This is a genomic window from Streptomyces sp. CNH189, from assembly GCF_000527195.1.
In genome coordinates, this window is the sequence record NZ_AZUS01000015.1 from 171960 (window position 1) to 189233 (window position 17274).

The 17274-nt window shown below is 74.5% G+C and carries 14 protein-coding genes; 1 reads left to right on the forward strand and 13 read right to left on the reverse strand.

From position 1 onward, the window contains the following. Nucleotides 1–100: 100 nt before the first annotated feature. On the forward strand, nucleotides 101–469 hold the full coding sequence (locus B100_RS0121240) for a MerR family transcriptional regulator (protein ID WP_024886425.1): 369 nt from the start codon (nucleotides 101–103) through the stop codon (nucleotides 467–469). Between the two features lie 113 nt (nucleotides 470–582). Here the strand turns inward: B100_RS0121240 and B100_RS0121245 are convergent, their stop codons facing one another. The 13 genes from B100_RS0121245 to B100_RS0121310 form a co-directional block, all read right to left on the reverse strand. Next, nucleotides 583–3819, reverse strand: a complete 3237-nt coding sequence (locus tag B100_RS0121245; RefSeq protein WP_024886426.1) for an FG-GAP-like repeat-containing protein — start codon at nucleotides 3817–3819, stop codon at nucleotides 583–585. Nucleotides 3820–3975: 156 nt separating this feature from the next. Continuing rightward, the gene (locus tag B100_RS0121250; RefSeq protein ID WP_064751479.1) at nucleotides 3976–4992 is read right to left on the reverse strand and encodes a YIP1 family protein; all 1017 of its coding nucleotides are present in this window, start codon (nucleotides 4990–4992) and stop codon (nucleotides 3976–3978) included. 95 nt (nucleotides 4993–5087) lie between these two features. Beyond that, nucleotides 5088–6476, reverse strand: coding sequence for an NADase-type glycan-binding domain-containing protein (locus B100_RS0121255; protein WP_024886428.1), 1389 nt, complete (start codon nucleotides 6474–6476; stop codon nucleotides 5088–5090). Next, on the reverse strand, nucleotides 6473–7069 hold the full coding sequence (locus tag B100_RS0121260) for a phage tail protein (protein ID WP_024886429.1): 597 nt from the start codon (nucleotides 7067–7069) through the stop codon (nucleotides 6473–6475). The genes B100_RS0121255 and B100_RS0121260 overlap by 4 nt, the downstream gene beginning before the upstream one ends. Beyond that, the gene (locus B100_RS0121265; RefSeq protein WP_024886430.1) at nucleotides 7066–9024 is read right to left on the reverse strand and encodes a putative baseplate assembly protein; all 1959 of its coding nucleotides are present in this window, start codon (nucleotides 9022–9024) and stop codon (nucleotides 7066–7068) included. The genes B100_RS0121260 and B100_RS0121265 overlap by 4 nt, the downstream gene beginning before the upstream one ends. After that, nucleotides 9024–9482: a GPW/gp25 family protein gene (locus B100_RS0121270; protein ID WP_024886431.1), complete on the reverse strand. Its 459-nt coding sequence runs from the start codon at nucleotides 9480–9482 to the stop codon at nucleotides 9024–9026. The genes B100_RS0121265 and B100_RS0121270 overlap by 1 nt, the downstream gene beginning before the upstream one ends. Continuing rightward, entirely contained in the window at nucleotides 9482–11392 is a 1911-nt protein-coding gene (locus B100_RS0121275) for a VgrG-related protein (RefSeq protein ID WP_024886432.1), read from the reverse strand. Before B100_RS0121275 ends, B100_RS0121270 begins: the two co-directional genes overlap by 1 nt. Continuing rightward, nucleotides 11392–12129: a LysM peptidoglycan-binding domain-containing protein gene (locus B100_RS0121280; RefSeq protein WP_024886433.1), complete on the reverse strand. Its 738-nt coding sequence runs from the start codon at nucleotides 12127–12129 to the stop codon at nucleotides 11392–11394. The genes B100_RS0121275 and B100_RS0121280 overlap by 1 nt, the downstream gene beginning before the upstream one ends. A 73-nt stretch (nucleotides 12130–12202) precedes the next feature. After that, nucleotides 12203–12628 carry a phage tail protein gene (locus tag B100_RS0121285; RefSeq protein ID WP_024886434.1) on the reverse strand — a complete coding sequence of 142 codons (426 nt, stop codon included), beginning with the start codon at nucleotides 12626–12628 and terminating at the stop codon, nucleotides 12203–12205. A gap of 52 nt (nucleotides 12629–12680) precedes the next feature. Then, nucleotides 12681–13613 carry a hypothetical protein gene (locus B100_RS36985; protein WP_158686733.1) on the reverse strand — a complete coding sequence of 311 codons (933 nt, stop codon included), beginning with the start codon at nucleotides 13611–13613 and terminating at the stop codon, nucleotides 12681–12683. Between the two features lie 2487 nt (nucleotides 13614–16100). Beyond that, complete coding sequence (locus B100_RS37270; RefSeq protein ID WP_199785271.1) at nucleotides 16101–16259, reverse strand: DUF6760 family protein; 159 nt, start codon at nucleotides 16257–16259, stop codon at nucleotides 16101–16103. Then, nucleotides 16256–16810: a hypothetical protein gene (locus B100_RS0121305; protein WP_024886437.1), complete on the reverse strand. Its 555-nt coding sequence runs from the start codon at nucleotides 16808–16810 to the stop codon at nucleotides 16256–16258. Before B100_RS0121305 ends, B100_RS37270 begins: the two co-directional genes overlap by 4 nt. After that, entirely contained in the window at nucleotides 16810–17253 is a 444-nt protein-coding gene (locus B100_RS0121310; protein ID WP_024886438.1) for a phage tail protein, read from the reverse strand. Before B100_RS0121310 ends, B100_RS0121305 begins: the two co-directional genes overlap by 1 nt. Nucleotides 17254–17274: the final 21 nt, after the last annotated feature.

Genomic DNA, 17274 nt, shown 5'->3' on the forward strand with positions numbered 1-17274 from the left:
GAGAAGCCGGAATGACTTCGACACCCGCGACGCTAGGACCTGACGTCGGCGTCAGATGCAAGTGGCACGTCGTACGAACGACGGCAGTCGGAGGACGCGTATGCGGATCGGTGAGGTGGCGCGGAGGGCCGGGGTGAGTGTCCGGGCGCTCCGCTACTACGAGGAGCAGGGGCTGCTGCCCGCCGAGCGCGGCCCCGGAGGCCAGCGGCACTACCCCAGCTCCGCCGTCGATCGGGTCGGCCTGATCCGGCAGCTGTTCGCCGCCGGGCTGGCCAGCCGCTCCGTGCGCGAGGTGCTGCCGAGCGTGTACTCCGGCTCGGTCCCGCCGGGGCTCGTGGAGCATCTGGAGAACGAACGGGTGCGGATCAGCGAGCGGATCGCGGAGCTGTCCGAGGCCCGCGAGCGGCTCGACGCCGTCATCGTCAACACCCGTAATCCGCCGCCGGAATGCCGCCATCCACGGGAGTAGTCCCAAGAGAGGGGCTCCCCCCAGGGCGCCTCACACCACCACGTCCGTCAGAACGGGGACGGCACCCGGCGGGAAGTCCACGCCGGGGCCGCCCCCGTCTTTCCGCGATCGGCTCAGTACAGGCCCTTGAACGAGTTCCAGCCGCCCGAGCCGACCAGCACCCGGCTGCTGTACGTGCCGGTTCCCGTGGACGCGTACCGCCACAGCTTCCCGGCGGTGTCGCGGGCCAGCAGGTCGGTGCGGCCGTCACCGGAGAGGTCGCCGGTGCCGACGAGGGCGGAGTAGGCGTTCCAGCCGCTGCCGACCCGCTCCCGCTTGGTCACGCTGCCGGCGGCGGTGCCGTAGTACCGCCACAGGACACCGGCGGAGTCCTGGCCCAGCAGGTCGCCGCGCCCGTCGCCGTTCAGGTCACCGGCGCCGGTGATCCACTTGTACAGTTTCCAGTTCGCCTGGATCCGCACCCGGGTCTTGAGGTGATGGTCCGCCGTGCCCGCGTAGAAGTAGATGTCGCCGGTCGTGGTCTGGCGGGCGATCAGGTCGGTGTGGCCGTCGCCGTTGAGGTCGCCGGGTGACGTCAGCTGGTCGTACTGCCCCCACCCCTGGCCGATCACCGTGTACGGCGACGAGGCGCCGACGACCTTGCCGCAGCCGGGGCGGTAGGCCCGCAGCTCGTTGCCCAACCGGACCAGCACGTCGGCGCACCGGTCGCTGTCCACGTCCCCGACAGGCACGAACACCGCGCCGGCGGGAAACGCCCCGGCGGTCCCGGCGGTGCGGGAGTTCACCCCGCCGGTCCCGGTACCCCGGTACATCCACACGACCCCGGCGGAGTCCGTCGTCAGCAGGTCGCCGAAGCCGTCGTCGCCCGCCATGTCCCGCCACACGGCGGCGCCTCCGGTGACCGGCACGGTCCCGGAGACCGACAGGTCGGCGCCGGCGCCGTCGGCGGGCTTCGCGGTCAGGGCCCAGGTGTAGGCGCCGTTCGGGACGTACCGGCCGGCCGCGTCCTTGCCGTCCCAGGAGGCCGACAGGAGGCCGCGGGCCTCGCCGCCGGACAGGGTGCGCACGGCCTTGCCGCTCGCCTTGTTCTTCCAGGTCAGCGTCCAGGAGGCGGCGGGCTTCGACAGCCACCAGCGCGACGTCCAGGTCTTCCCGGCCTTGATGTCCAGGGCGGACGACGACGTCTCCGCGTCGATGAGGGCGATGCGGGAGGCCGGGACGCCCGAGGGGACGATCCGCACCCGGCGGTCCGCGCCCGCGTAGGCGACGTGTCCGCCGAAGCGGTCCACGGTCCATCCGGCCCGGGGCACGGTCCGGTCGCCCAGTTCCGCCGCGGTGACGATGACGCGCTGGGGCAGGTCCGCCTCGGTGGCACCGGCCTGGAGGCCCTCGTGCAGGTCGACGAGGGTGAGGCCGGTCGTGTCCGACTGGCGGACCAGGTAGCCGTCCCCGAGGAGCGCCTTGTCGGTGCCGACCTTCAGGGAGCGCTTGGCCTGCCGGTCGTAGACGCCGCCGCCCCGGTAGTTGGGCCAGGAGTCGTCGCACTGCCAGTACACCCAGCGCCCCACGGCCTGCAGTTCCCGGGGGACGCACCCGGCGTCGAAGGTCTCGCCCGCGGCGCCCGTCGACAGGTTCTTCGCCGTCACCGTGGTCGGGAGGTTCTGACCGGGGTCGTCCCAGCTGCTGGTGGCGCTCCACAGTTGGTTGCCCCAGACGGCCGACGCGACGATCTCCCGCTTCTCCAGGACGCTTCCGGTGTCGCCGTCCTCGAAGCGCAGGACGGCCTGCGAGCCGCCCCAGGCCTGATTCACCACGCCGTACCGGCCGGACAGGTCGACGAGTTCGGGGCCGCCGAGCCCGGAGGTCACCCGCGGGCCCCGGGCGGAGTCGCCGTTGCGGTGGAGCATGGTGACGTCCTGCTCGGTACCGGCCTCACGGCCGTGGTGCCCGTCGCCGGAGGCGAACATGGTCACGCAGTAGCCGTTCTCGCTGTTGCCGCAGTCGCTGTCGCCGCCGCCGACGAGGCCGTCGACGGTCGAGTTCAGCTCCTCGGGGCGGCCGGAGGTCTTCAGCCAGGTGCTGCGGTAGGCGCCGACGTAGGTGTGCGGCATGAAGAGCTTGGAGTCGTCGGCCGTGGTGAGGATGCCGCTGCCCAGCGAGATGCCGAACGGTTCGGCCTCCCGGTCCTCGATGTCCGCGACGCGCCTGCGGGTGACGGTGCCGTCGGCGGCGGGCGTGAGGAGGTGGTACCCCCAGTCGAGCGGGCCGTAGTCGGTGTCCTTCTCGGCGCCGGCCACCAGCAGCGAGCCGTCGGGCGTGCGGTGCACCGAGGGGGAGGCGACGGTCAGCAGGGACTTCCAGTTGCCCTCGGTGTCCTCCAGGGCGAGGTGGTTGCCGCGGTACTCGTTGTCGCCGGGGTTGGGCGGGGTCACGGTGGCGAAGCCGCCGGCGAAGGGCAGGATCGTGTCGTTGTACGCGCCGACGTCCCGCAGGTCGAGGGTGGTCGGCTCCGCGTCCAGGTCGTCGCGGCGGTACACCTGGGCGGCGTAGGGCTGCGGGGCGCCGAGGTGGAAGACGGTGTCCTGGTCGAAGGCGACGCTCTCGCCGTGGGGGGAGAGTGTCTTCACCGTGCCGGTGGCGAGGTCGACGACCCACCACCCCTGGTGCATCGTGGTGTCGTCCCACTTGATCGCGCGGACGGCCACGGACCGGGAGTCGCCGGTGCTGATGGTGAGGTTCCAGCCTTCCGGCAGGCCCTCCAGCTTCTGGTCCCGCACCTGGCCGTTCTCCGTGCGCAGCAGGTGCAGGCTCGTTTCGGCGTCCTCGGCGCCGGTGCGGGTGATGACGGTGTCGCCGTAGGTGGCGACGTACGACTGGTCCTCCGGGATCGGGACCGTGACCGTCGGTCCGTCGCCCGCCCGCTGCTGGAGCGTCACGTGCGGGGACGGGGACGCCGCGTAGAGGGCGACGGTGTCGGAGCCGTGGCCGAAGTCGCCGGGGTACCGGTCGAAGCGGAAGTCGTCGACGTCGTAGGCGAGTGGCTTGGGCAGCCGGTGGTCGAGGACGGTCGTCGTGCCGGTGGCGTAGTCGATCCAGCGCAGGCGGTCGTCGCCCTCCTGCGCGGTGAGGAAGCCGGTCTCGCCGGTGTTGAGGACGAGGGTGGCGCGGGGCACGAAGCGGGCGCCGGGGCTGATGACGACGGGTTCGGTGGACGCCGTGGTCGTGTCGGCGGCGGTGGCCGTCCCCGTGGCGGCGCCGATGCCGGCGGTCACGGCGAGCGCGACGGTGAGAGCTGTACGGCCGAGCGCACGCCGACGGCGCACGGCCCGCTTGTCCAGCGGACGATTCACGTGTGAAGTCCCTCCCCAGGGCGCCGCGCAGGGGGGCGTATCACGATGTCGCCACTCGTCCTGCGCGAGCAGGGGCGACAGTAACAGGAAAGGATCACGGCGCGGCAGGGGTGGGCCCCGGGCGTGACGTGCACCCCGGGGCCCGACCGGGCCGGACTAGAACGTGCCGAGCTTCACGATCGACAGCAGGGCGATCAGCTGGATCGACGACGCGCCCAGGGCCTTCGGCCAGGGCAGGTCGTGGGAGCGGCCGACCATCATCGTGAGCAGGGCGCCGCCCGCGACCCACGTGGCCCAGCCGAGGACCTGGACGAACATGGCGTCACCGCCCGCGAACATGGCGAAGACCAGGCGCGGGGCGTCCGTGAGGGACATGATCAGCATCGACAGGCCGACCGTGGGCTGCCAGGCGCCGTTGCCGCCGAGCTGGCGGGCCAGCGTGTGGGTGACCACACCGAGGACGAACGCGCTGATCACCATCGCCACGGCCGTCGTCAGCACGATCGGGATCGCGTTGGACAGCGTCGCGTTGATGGCGTCCTCGCGGGCGCCGTCGAAGCCGAAGACGGCGAGCAGGCCGTAGAGGAAGGTGACGACGAGGGCGGGGCCCCACATCGTGTAGTCGCGCATCTGCAGGAACGTCTGCTGCGGGGACAGGACGATGCCCTTCAGCAGGGCCTTCCAGTGCAGCCGGGGCCCGACCGGCCCGGCCGGCGCCGCGCCCGCGTGGTACGTCTCACCCTGGCTGTAGGGGTCGTCGATCGAGAACGCCTGCGTGTGGCCGGGGTTGTTGGCCGCGTACGGGTCGTGCGGGACGCCGGGCGGGTAGCCGCCGTCGCCGAAGTACTCCGGCTCGCCGTGGCCCCCGTGACCGCCCTGCCCGCCGTAGCCGCCCGGGCCGCCGGGGCCGGGGTGCGGCTGCGGCCAGGGGCTGCCGCCGCTCCCGCCCTGCCCGTAGGCGGGCGGCTGCGGGGCCTGCGGGTAGCCGTACGCCGGCCCCGGCGGTGTCTGCTGCCCGTGCGGGGGGTGTTGCGGTCGCGCGTGTGGCGCACCGTTGTTGTTCCGTCCGCGTCCCATCCTGAATCCAGCCACGTCCTTGAAGCTACCTGGTCCCGGGCGGCCGTGTGCCGGGCCCCGGCCACGGGGTGGGGCATTGCTGCCGAGCTGTGACATCCCTTAAGGGGCGCACTCCGGGGTCCCCTCGGGGCCGCCCCGGGGGTCACCTCAGGGCCGCCCCGGGAGCCACCCCGAGGCGGGCCCGGCGGGCGTCAGCTGTTGTTGTTCGACGGGCCGAAGAACTCGATCTCGGCGATCGCCACCTGCTTGCCGGGACCGGCGTTGTAGGCCGAGCGCAGGACGAAGCGCACGGCCGTCACCTCGCCCACCCGGAACTTCCGGCGCTGGCCGCCCGCACCCTGGTCGAGGGTGAGGGTGCGGGTGATCTTCTTGCCGTCGGCGAGGGTGACGAGCGTGTCGATCCGGCGCGGCAGCGCCGACTCCGAGAGCTGGTCCGCACGGGTGGAGGTGCCCGGGGTGATCACGAGGTCCAGCAGGCGGGTCGGCTGGTCGAAGGTGACCTCCAGCCACTCGCCTTCCGCGGACTGCTCGATGCCGGGACCCCACCACGTGTTGTTGAGCTTGTCGAAGGCGAGGCCCGCGTCGTGCCCGGTGTAGGAGCGGGACGCCTTGACGCCGGACGGGCCGATCGGGGCCCGCTTGGCGAAGTGGTCGCGGGTGGCCTGGATCATCGTGCCCAGGTTCATGACCAGGGCGATGACCAGTCCGACGACGACGGCGCCGACGACCCAGTTCCAGACGCGCCCGAATCCCCGGCGCAGGCGGGGGCGTTCACCCGCCCAGGCCGACGCGGCGCCGCGGTCGGCGAACATCCGGCGCCACCAGGGCAGCCGGGCCGGGGCGTCGTCGCCGCGCGTCATCGACATGGCGCAGCGGGAGCAGAAGTGGCGCTCGGGGCGGTTGAGGGTGGAGCACCAGGGGCACGGGACGCCGCCCTCCGCGTCGGCCTGCGGGCCCACGGCGCGGACCTGGGGGCGCCGGACCGCGGTGCGTCCGGGCAGGACCGGTGCGACGGCGGGGTCCTCCGGGGCGTGCGGCTCCGCGTCGGCGACCGGGACGAGGAGGGACCGGGCGCGCTCGGCGGCCTCGGCGTCGGGGCCCGGGCCGCTGTCGTCGTCGGGACCTTCGTCGGAGGTGCCGGCGCTGTGGTGCGGGCGCTGCGGGCCGTCGTCGGCGTTCCCGCCACTGTGGTGCGGGCGCTGCGGGCGCTGCGGGCCGTCGTCGGCGTCCCCAACGCCGTGCTGCGGGTCGGCGGTGGCCGGGACGTGGGGGAGGGGCTCGGTGTCGTCCTCCGGGGCGGTGGTGGCGGAGGGGGAGTCGTCCGCCCGGGCCGTGGCCGGGGCGGACGTGCGGGAGGCGGTGGCCGCCGGCGCGGAGCCGCCCGGGGCGGCGGAGTCCTCCGGAGCCGCACCGGCCGCCGCGGTCCGCGCGGCCGGCTCGGTGCGGCCCGGGCGGCCCTCGCCGGCCCAGCCGAGGACCGCGCCGCAGGAGTCGCAGAACGACTGGCCGGGTTCCGCCGGGGTGCCGCACTCGGCGCAGCTGGAGGCGGTCCGGCCGGGGCCGGAGGACGGGCTGGTCATCTGTCGGTGGTCCTTTCGGCGGCGGTCGCGGCGATGACCTCGACCGTGTAGGGCATGTGGGCGGGGCGTGCGGCGGCGACCAGGGTGTCCAGCCGGTGCGTGTCGGCGGGGGTCGGGCCCGGCAGCGTGAGCGAGACGTGCAGGTGCGGGCGGCGGTCGCCGGGGACCGGGCCGAGGGGGCGGGCGTGCCAGTCGGCGGCGCCGCTCTCCGTGATCCGCGGGGTCACGCCGAAGACCAGGCGCACCGCCTCGGACAGGCCGAGCCGGGTGCCGCGCACCCGGTGCAGCCGGGCCGCGGCGGCCACGGCGGCCCGCAGCCGCCGCTCCACCGAGGGGGCGCCGGCCGGGCTGTCGTCGGTCTCGATGCCGTCGGTCTCGGCGCCGACCCAGTCGGCCAGCCAGCGGGTGAAGTCGATGGGGGTGAGCGCCGGGTCGAAGTAGGAGTCCAGGTTGTCGAGGACGACCAGGAACGGCGCGAGCACCTCGTCGAGCCCGGCGACGAAGCGCTGCGCCAGGTCGTCGTCGGCGAAGATCGCGGGCAGCATCGCGCCGATCGGCGCGGAGGAGCCCAGCCCGTCGACGGAGCCCCTCATGCGCCGTCCCCGATCACGCGGACCCGGTGGTCGAAGGAGAACACCAGGGACGGGGCGGACAGGTCGATCCGGTCGGTGGCCTCGCCGCGCTTGCCGGTGATCGGGTCGGCGGGGTGCAGCAGCACCTGGTCGACGAGTTCGACGCCGGGCACGCGCTGCAGCACGGCGAAGATCTCGCCGGCCTGGACGGGCCGGCCGAACGGCCAGCCGGTGCCGTCGGCGCCGCCGGTGAGCGGGTCGAGGTGCCGGTAGAGGGCGTCGTGGGCCTGGCGGCGGACCCGGTCGGTGTCGGTGCCGCGGAAGGCGTGCACGGTCGCGACGACGGTGACGCCCTGGTAGAACGGCGGGCCGACGGCCAGACGTGTGCCGATCAGCCGGCGTTCGTCGAGGTAGCGGGTGATGCGGGTGAGCAGCGCGTCGCCGGGCACGAGCTGTTCGAAGCGCAGCCGGCCGCCCGGGTCCGGCACGGCCTGCGGGACGACCAGGACCCGCACCGCGTAGGCGCCGTGCTCGCTCTCCTCGCCCTCCAGGCAGGTGATGCGGGCGGTGTCGGGGGCGGCGCGGCGGGCGAGCTCCTCGTAGTCGCGCAGGGTGACCGCGCGTTCCTGGGCGCGCAGGGTGATGGGCGCCCGGCGCTTCGCCTCCTCGACGGTCTCGCCGTCGACGCCGCCGCGCGCGGCCTCACGGTTGACGACCTCGGAGACGTACGGCACGGAGCGGCGCAGGACGCGGACGGCGCCGCGGGCGACGTTGCCCGCCCTGCCGCCGCCGGTGCGGTAGCGGCGGGCGCGGATGACGGCGCCCTTCGGGGGGACGGCGCCGAACTGGCGCAGGCCGCCGTCGGGTTCGCGGACCGCGGGCCCGAAGGCGATCTCGCCGGTGGTGGCGTCCAGGGTGATGTGCCGGTCGTGCGGGCGGGAGGCGGCGAAGTGCGGGACGACGTCCCAGTCGGTCCAGCCGTCGTGCTCGGCGGTCTGCAGCAGCACGGGCGGGGTGTCGCCGACGACGGGCGCGTGGGCCAGGCGCAGCCGCTGCCCGGGCAGGCCGGTGGACTCGCCGAGCGCCTCGTCGTGCACCGTCTCGGCGTGCACGGCGGAGGTGGTGCCGCCGAGGGTGTAGACCTCGGCGGCCCGCACGGACGGGGAGGTGGTGTAGAAGGGCTGGCCGGGGAGGGGTTCGGTGACCCGGCAGCGCAGCCAGCCGCCCTCGTGGCCGCCGTTGCGGGACAGTACGTGGCCGCCTGGGACGTGCAGGACGACCTCGCCGGGCCGGTTGAGGCCGCCGGTGACGTCCCGGTCGACCTCGCACTCGGTCCAGCCGTCCTCGGTCCACGCCTCCCACACCAGCGGGGGCTGGCGCGGGTCGACGCCGACGCCGTCGACGCGGCTGTCGAGCTCCAGGGCGACGGCGCAGTGCGGGACGGCGGCGCTCAGCCCGAACAGCATGCAGTCGCCGGGCCGGGGCGACTCGTCGAAGCAGAGGACGTCCTTGCCCTCGGTGAGGTCGTCGGTGCGGTCGGCGGCCGGCTCCCCCTGGTGCTGCACGGCCAGCCGGCCGAGTGACGTGGGGACGACGGTGAGTTCGCGTTCGGTGGCGAAGACCACGGCCTCCTCGCGCTCGGTGCGGGTGGTGGCCACCTCGGTGCCCTCGGGCAGCACCACCGGCTCGTCCTGCGGCGCGGACAGCCAGAAGGTGACGTCGGTCCGGGCCGCGGTGGGCGGGAACAGGGTGATGCCGACGAGGTCCAGGAAGGCCAGGTGGTTCTTCTCGGGCACCCGGTTGAGGCGGTAGACGATCTGGTCGGCCATGTGCGCGACCGCCTCGATCAGGGTCACTCCGGGGTCGGAGACGTTGTGGTCGGTCCACTCCGGGGCGCGCTGCTGGATGTAGCGCTTGGCGTCGTCGACGAACTGCTGGAAGCGGCGGTCGTCGAGGTTGGGGGAGGGAAGGGCCATCAGCGGTCGCTTTCGGGGTGGGGGCCCCACTCGCCCGCACCGGCCGTGCCGCTCGTGCCGGGCTCGTCGTGGGAGGGGATGACGTAGAACGGGAAGACGAGGCTGCGCGGGTTGTTGGTGCCGCGCACGGAGTAGCGGACGTCGATGTGCAGCACGCCTTCGCCGGGTCCCGCGGTGACCTGCACCTCCTCGACCTCGATGCGCGGTTCCCAGCGGTCGAGGCTCGTGTACACCTCGTGCTGGATGCGGCCGGCGGTGGCCTCGTTGACGGGGGCGAAGACCATCTCGTGGATGGCGCAGCCGAACTCCGGGCGCATCGGCCGCTCACCGGGCGCGGTGGCCAGGATGAGCCGGATGGCCTCCTCGATCTCCTTCTCGCCGCTGACCAGGGCGATGCCCCCGGTGGGCCCGATGCGCAGGGGGAACGCCCAGCCGGACCCGACGAACTGCTCGGCCATCAGATCACCGGCTTTCCGTTGGCGGTGAGCAGGCCCATGATCGGTACGGTGGCGGCCCGGATGCCCACGGCGGCCGCCGCGTTGATCTGCACGCTGCCCATCGCGGTGAGCGTGGCCAGGCCCATCGCCTTGAGGGAGAGGGCGCCCTTGGCGTCGACGTTCACCGCGCCGACGGACGAGCTGAGGCTGACCGCGCCGCGGCCCTGGAGGGTGAGCGGGCCGCCGCTTCTGATGGTCACCGAGCGTTTGCCGTTCAGGGTGAGGTCGGTGCCCGCCTCGACGGAGACGGAGCGTCCGCCCTTGATGACGACGGTGCCCTCGCTGTCGACGGTGATCTCCGTCTTGGTGCGGTCCAGGTTGATGACCAGCTTGTCGTCGCCGGACGCGACGCGGACGCCCTGCTTGCGGGCGCCGGTGGTCTGGCTGAGCAGGTCCACGCGGTTGGCGTCGCGGTCGGACAGGGTGTGCCGGATCGCCCGCCGCTTCACGCCGTCGTGCAGCGGCACGTCCCGCACCGGGGACGGCTTGTCCACGCCGTTGTAGAGCCCGCCGACGACGAACGGGTGGTCGAGGGCGCCCCGGTCGAACGCCACCAGCACCTCGTCGCCCACGTCGAGCGGGAAGATGCCCCCGCCGCGCTTGCCGCCGAGCTGCACGGTGCGGGTCCAGTCGGAGACGTAGGTGTCGTCCAGCCACGGGAAGCGCAGCTTGACCCTGCCCTGCTTCAGCGGGTCCTGCACGTCGGTGACCAGGGCGTTGGCGACGCCGGGCAGCCGGGGCGCGGCGGCCGCTGCGCCGCTTCCGCCGCCGCCGGAGGTGAGTCCGAACAGGGAGCGCCACTGGCGGCCGCTGACGGTGATCCAGGTCTCGTAGTGCTTGCCGTCGCCGAACACGTGCCGGGCGGACGTCACCGTGTACTTGCCCTCGAAGGGGGCGCCGACGTCGGTGAGGGTGACGGGCACGCCGGGGCGCAGCTTGGGGTTGCCGCGCACGACGACCTCCAGCTCGGCGAAGGACGAGGTGACGTCGTCGGCGAGGGAGTCGGCGGCGTACTTCACCTCGTTCTGCCGGTCGTACGGCTTCTCCGTCTCCACCAGGGTGACGGTGCCGAAGGCGGAGGCGGCCTTCTGCGGGGTGGTGCCGATGTCGATGCCGGGGTGGGTGGCGGTGGGCGCGGTCGCGGTCAGCTCCTTCTTCGCGACGACGTCCCAGCCGCGCGCCTCGACCCGCCCGTACTGGTCGGCGGCGGTCACCGCGGCCCGGCAGCGCAGCACGTCGGTTCCGGCCTGGAGGACGTACGGGCTCTTCTCGCCCGGGGTGCTGGTGGGCGGGGCGCCGGAGGCGGGGTCGGGGCTGACGAACTGGAAGCGTCCCTTGGCGTCGAGGGACATCACCATGTCGTTCTCGTCGGCGAGCCGGGACAGGAAGTCCCAGTCGGTGACGTTGGCCTGGCTGACGAACTCGTAGACCGTCTTCGTGCCCTGCACGGTGCCGACGGTGACGTTGTCCTGGGCGGCCAGGGTGCGGGCGATGTCGGACGCCGTCTGGTTGCGGTAGGCGGCGACCCGGCGGCGGCGCATCATGCGGTGCCCGCGGTCGTAGCCGCGGATCACGGTGAAGGTGCCGGTGCCGTCGTAGTCGGTCTCCATGCCGGTGACCTCGCCGGTCAGCAGCGGGTCGCCGGCGCCCTTGCCGTGGGCGACGGGGGAGATCACCACCTCGGTGCCGAACGTGATGCCGAGTTTGCCGAGCACCAGCCCGTGCGCGTCGCGGAACGTCACCCGGAAGGCGCCCGGCACACCCGCGCCCAGGTCCACCCAGCCGCCGACCAGCAGCGGGGCGAAGTAGGGCGGGACCGGCTTCCCGTCGAAGGTGACGTCGACGATGTTGGAGAAGGAGGGCTTGACCATCAGTGCGCGACCTCCCCGGCCGCCGGAAGGATCAGTTCGGTGCCGTTGGGCAGCCGGGACGGGTCGTCGATGTCGTTGGCCTCGGCGATCGCCCGCCAGGCCGAGGCCTCCCCGTACTCCCGCCAGGCCAGCGACTGCAGGGTGTCGCCCGCCACGACCCGGTGCACGCGGCGCGCGGTGAGCGCGCCCGACGTCGGGTTCTGGCCCTTGGTCTGGCTCGGGATCTCGTTCAGCTCCACCTGGCAGGTCGCCCTGACAGGGACTCCCGTGGTGCCGAACAGCGTGTACGTCGCCCCGACGCTGCCGATGTACGCGGTGAACCGCGCCGTCGAGAACGACCCCCATTCGAACACCACCCACGGCGTGGACGGCTGGTCCGCCGCGATGCTCTTGGCGGTCACCTCGCAGCAGGAGAACAGCGCCTCGACCTTCTTCAGCACGCTGCTGTCGCCCGGGTCGCCGGAGGAGTCGAGGAAGATCTCCATCGACAGGCTCCGCCCCTCGGCGCCCATGAACTCGGGCAGCGGGCCGTCGCGCAGGGCGGCGGACGGGGTGCTCTTCCACTGGGCGCGCCGGGTGAGGGTCAGCTGCCCCGGGTTGAAGTCGAAGTCGAAGGTCCTGATCAGACCGCCCGGTGTGGTGCTGTCGCCGATGGGGGGCTCGTGGATGGCGAGCGTGGCGCGCACCAGGCTCTTGCCCGCGCCACCCGTGGAGCCCTTGCCTCCCTTGCCTGCCATGGTCCTTCGTCTCCGTCCTCGGTGCTGGGGTGCGTGTGTCGTGCGTGCGGGGTGGGGGTGTGGGCCGTCGTGGTCAGTCCGTGAAGCCGTGGTGGGCGATCTCCAGGACCTCCGTGGCCACGCCCGGGTTCGCCGGGTCCAGCGAGGGCCCCTGCCAGCTCACCGGCAGCACGTCGATCAGCCCCCAGCGCGCCACCTCCGAACCGTCGGCGCGCAGCGCCGAGATCTGGGCGGTGGGGCGGGTGACGCCGGTCGTCACGGACGAGATCCAGGCGGCGACCTTCGAGGTGTCCGGGGTGAGCGGGCGGGTCAGCCGGATGGTGGAGAAGGTGACCCGGGTCGGCAGCTGCCACACGAACCCGTTGTTGCCGCCCTCCTGGTACTGCTCGACCTCCACCGTCGACGCCAGCCCCTCGCAGCCGTTGAACGCGCCGAGGCTCTCACCGTCGATGGTGAGGGTGAAGAAGATGGTGGATCCCGGATCGAGATCGCTGGGCATCGGAGGGCCTTTCGGGGCGGGCGGGTGCGAGGTGCGGGGTGCCGGTCGCGGGTCAGGCGCGGGGGTCGCGGAGTCTGCCGATGCGCTCCCGGTCCATCCGCAGCTCGGTGCGCAGGAGACGGGTGAGCGGGCCGACCAGGCGGTGCGTCAGCTCGTCGAGCTGCCCGTCGGTCAGCGCGCGGGGATCGAACGGCGGCCCGCCGCGCGGGCCCCCCGCGCCCGGGTGCGGGTCATGGGCGCTGTACGGCGGGGGCGGACCCGGGTCGTACGGCGGGGGCGGCCCCTGCGGGGGCGGGGTGACGGGGGCCGGCGGCTTGGGGGCGGCCGGGTGCGCGGTGGTGGGCGCGGAGGTGCGCTGGATCGGGGGTGATGGGGGCGACGGGGGTGTGGAGGGGGCTGACGCCGGGGCGGGGGGCGTCGGCGTCGCGCGCTGCACGGGGAGGGCGGGTCGTGCGGGTCGTGCGTGCGGTGCGGGGTGGGTGGCGGGTGCGGAGGCAGCGGCCGGCGCCGGGAGGACCGGGGCGGCTGTGACGGGAGCGCGGAGCGGGACGGGCGAGGCGGCTGCGGGACGCGGGGGCGTCGGGGTCGGGGTCGGGGTCGGCGGCAGCGCGGGCGTGGGTGCCGGGGCCGGCGTGGTGGCGCGCTGGAGCGGGGTGGTGGTGGGCGCGGTGGCGACGCGCTGGACGGGGGTGGTGGTGCCCGGCTGGGTGGCGGCGGGCGCCTGCGGGGCCGGTGGCAGGGGGTGCCGGGGGGTGGAACTGGGCAGCGGCGGTGCGGGCTTCGCCGGGGGCGCGGAGAGGGGGGTGGTCGGGGCGCTCGCAGGGGTGGGGGTCGGCTCGGGTGCCGGTGCCGGTGCCGGTGCGGGCGTGGGTGCAGGTGCGGTGCTGCGTTGCACGGGGGCGCCGAGTCCGGGGCGTACGGCGGGGGTGGCGCCGGTGCGTGGGGCGGCGGGAGCGGGGGTGGGCGTCGCCGTGCGGGGCTGCACGGCAGCGCTCGTCGCCTCGGTACGGGGAGCCGGTGCGGGGGCGGCGGAGCGCTGGGGCACGGGCGGGGTGGGCGCGGACGGTGCCGGAGCGGTGGGCCGTCCTGCCGCGAGCCGCTGGATGGGGGGTCCGACAGGCGCGGGGGCAGGGGCGGGCATGGCGGGCGACGGGGCGGTACCGCCGGGCCTCGGTACGGCGACGGAGGTGGAGCCGAGCGGCGGCAGCACGGTACGGCCGGTCGCGGGCTTCGGCGCTTCCACGGAGGGCGTACGGCGTGGCGGAGCCGGGCTGTTGAGAGGAGCCGCGGGCACGGAGGCGGCCCGGGGCCGGGTCCCGGGGGCCGCCCGCTTGGTCACGGTAGGGGCGGCTTGGGGAGCGGTCGTAACGGGAGCGGACGGAGCCGTGCCCGGAACGCCGGCCCGCTGGACGGGGACGGCATCGGGAGCCGGGACAGGGGCGGGCCGAGGGGCGCCGGACGCGGCCGGAACCTCGCTCACGGAGGGAGCGGTGGGGAGGGACGGAACGGAGGGCGCGGGCGCGGCACCTGGAGTCGCGGCGGCGTCCGTGGCCCTCGGCGCCGGTGCCGTCGGAATCCGCCGCAGCGGGGCGACGGGTGCGGTGGAGCCGGGCCGGGCGAGCCGCTGAACGGCGGTCACGGGAGCCGGAGTCACGGGGGCGGGCGTCGGCGTGGGCGCGGGTGTGCCGCCCCCGACGCCGGAAGCCTGCCCGGTGCTCGCGGGCGGCCCGACCGGCACGCGCTGCACGGTCGGAGCCCCGGCCGACGGCACCGGCGTGACGGAAGGACGCGCGGACGGCGCCGGCGCGACAGGGGCCGCTGGGCCGCCGGACGGGCCGGAAGACTCGGATTGCCGTGCGCCCGGAGCACCCCCGCCGGACCGGGCCGCCCGTCGCTGCACGGCGGGCGCGGTCTGCCGCAGGGGCACGGCCGCGGGCGCGGGCCGAAGATGCGGGGCCACCGGGGACAGCGCGGACGGCGCGGAGGGAGCCAGCGCCCGGGTCGGCGTCAGGGGCCGCACCGCGGGTGCCGGGGCGGGAGACACCGGTACCGGTGCCGCTCCCTCCGGTGCCGCCACGGCACTCTCGTGCGGTACGGACGTACGGGACGGCGACGGGGCGGACGGGACGGCGGCCCGCTGGACCACGGGCTCGTTCCCACCTGCACGGCTGCCGGACTCCGGGGGCGCCGGCCTCACCGAGGAGGACGGGCGGACCGGAGATCCCGAGGACGCGGGGCGGGCGGACGACGTCGAGGACGGCGAGAGGGCCGAAGACACCGGCGTGGACGGGCTCACCGGAGGAACCGGCGCCGCCTTCGAAGAAGCTGAAGAAGGAGAGGAAGCTGAAGAAGCCGAGGCAACCGGCGGCTCCGAAGCAGCCGCCGACACCGACGGAACCGAGGGAGCAGCCTGCACCGACGGAGCCGCCTGCACCGAGGGCCCCGTGCCCCCCGCAGCCCTTGAGCCCGCCGTGCTCCGAGGCTCGGCCGCCGCCGACGGCGGAGCCGTCAACGGCGCCCCCAGCAACGGCCGACGACGCGGCGTGGAGGACGTACCGCCCTGACCGGACCGGCCATCCGGTACCTCGGCCGGAACCGGCCGAGGAGCAGCCGAAACCGAAGGAGTAGCCGCCAGACCGGCCGGAGCGGCAGCCGGACCGGCGGCCGGAGAGGCGGCCGGACCGGACGACGCGACAGCCTGACCGGACGGAGCGGCCGCCGAACTGGCCGGAGAGGCAGCCCGAGGGGAGGCAGAGACAGCCGGGCCGGACGAAGAGACGGCCGGTGTGCCGGCCACCCCCGCACCGGAGCCCCCCGTGCTCCGGCCCGGGGCGACCGGCAGGGACCGCCGCTGCACCGCTGCCACCGGGGCCGGCGTCCTGGTCAGCGATGCGGACCGCCGGGGGGCCGGGGCGGGTGCGGGGGTCACCGACGGGCCCGCGGGGCGGGTGACGGTGAAGGGCACCGCCGCGCGCTGCACCGGCGGCAGGTCCGCGCCGTCGCCCGAAGGACCGGGACCCGGCTCGCCGGGGGGAGCGGCGACGGGCAGGGAGAGCGCGGGCAGCTCAAGGCCCGGCGAGGGACGCGCCGAGGTGGTGAGGACGCCCTCGACCAGCCCGCCGGGCGCGCCGTCGAGCACGGCGTGGGAGAGCGTGCCGGCGAAGGCCGGGTTCTGCCAGGTGCTCAGCCTGCCGCCGAAGCCCGCGTCGGCGACCGGCCATGACGGCCGGGCGGTGGCCCGCTGGATCGGCGGCAGCCCGGGCCACGCGGCCGTACGCGCCGGCGCCCCGGACACGGCCGTAGCGCCCCCGGCGCGTCCGGCGCCCCCGTCGTCCACGGAGTGTGAGGACCCCGTGGGCGCGACGGACCCGGGCGTCGCGGCCGGAGCGGGAGCGGCATCCGTGCCTCGCCGCCCCGCCGCGTTCGCGTGGTTCGCGTTCCTCCGCAACCGGTCGAGGAATCCCATGACCCGTCAGCCCTCCGCCGAGGCGCGGGTGACGAGTGCGGTGATCTGCTCCGTGTACCGGCGGCGGTCACCGTGTTCGAGGTCCAGGATGTTCTCCAGGCTCCAGTGGAAGTGGTAGGCGATGTACGCGATCTCCTCGTGCAGCCGGTCGGTCGCGTACGTCACGATTCCCCCAGGCGGCTCCCGCCGAGTTCGACCTCGAACGGCTGCTCGCAGTGGGGGCAGGTCACGCCGGCCCGGGTGTGGCCCTCGGCGTTGACCTGCCGGTAGAAGTCCTGGAGGAACGCCAGGTCGGAGGCGAACATGTTCTCCACGACCCCGTCGTGCACCATCGGGAGCGTGCCCAGCCGGGTGATGACCCGGCCGAGCAGCACCACCGACAGGTACGCCGGGTTCTCCTGCACCCGTATGTCGCGCAGCGGCACCAGCTCGTCCCGGGCGGTCGCCAGCCGCATCACCCCGTGCCGGTGCACGGTCCCGGACTCGTCGACGTAGCCGCGGGGCAGCTCGAAGGGGAACTCGGTGCGCAGCGCCTGGCCGCCCGCGGGGGCGGCGGACGCCGCCGGGCCCGCGCCGACGGGGCTCACGAGGCCGTCCGCGACCTGCTCCGGCTGCCCCGGGGCGTCCGTGGACGACGGCCCCTGGGCCGCGACGGCGCCGTCGGCGGGCGCGGGGCCGGCCGGGAGGGTTCCCGGCCGGGCGGTGGTGCGGCGCATTACTCGATGACCAGTTCTTCGAACGTGATGGTCACCGTCTCGGTCAGCGCGGAGGCCTCGCCGGCCTTCACGGTGCTGGTGTCGATCTTGCTGCACCAGGCGTTGCGCATGTTGTACCGCTTGACCGGATTGTTCTGGTAGTCCATCACCATGATGGTGGCGTTCTTGCGGGCCGTGCCCATCGCGCCGTTGACCGACTCGTTGATCCACTGGTTGAACGCGGCGGACTGCGTCATGCCGCGCACGACCGTGCAGGTGCCGGCCTTCTTCACGCCCGGCATCTTCTTGGTGACGGGCTTGCCCTGGGCGGAGACCTGCTGGTACTCGATCACGTCCTGCTCGATGCTGAGGCCGCTGACCTCGGCGAGGTACTCGACCATCACACCGTCGATCTGGAGGCCGAAGTTGTGTGACGTGAGGGCGTCACCCGGCTGCAGACTCATCTGTCGTTACTTCTTTCGCAA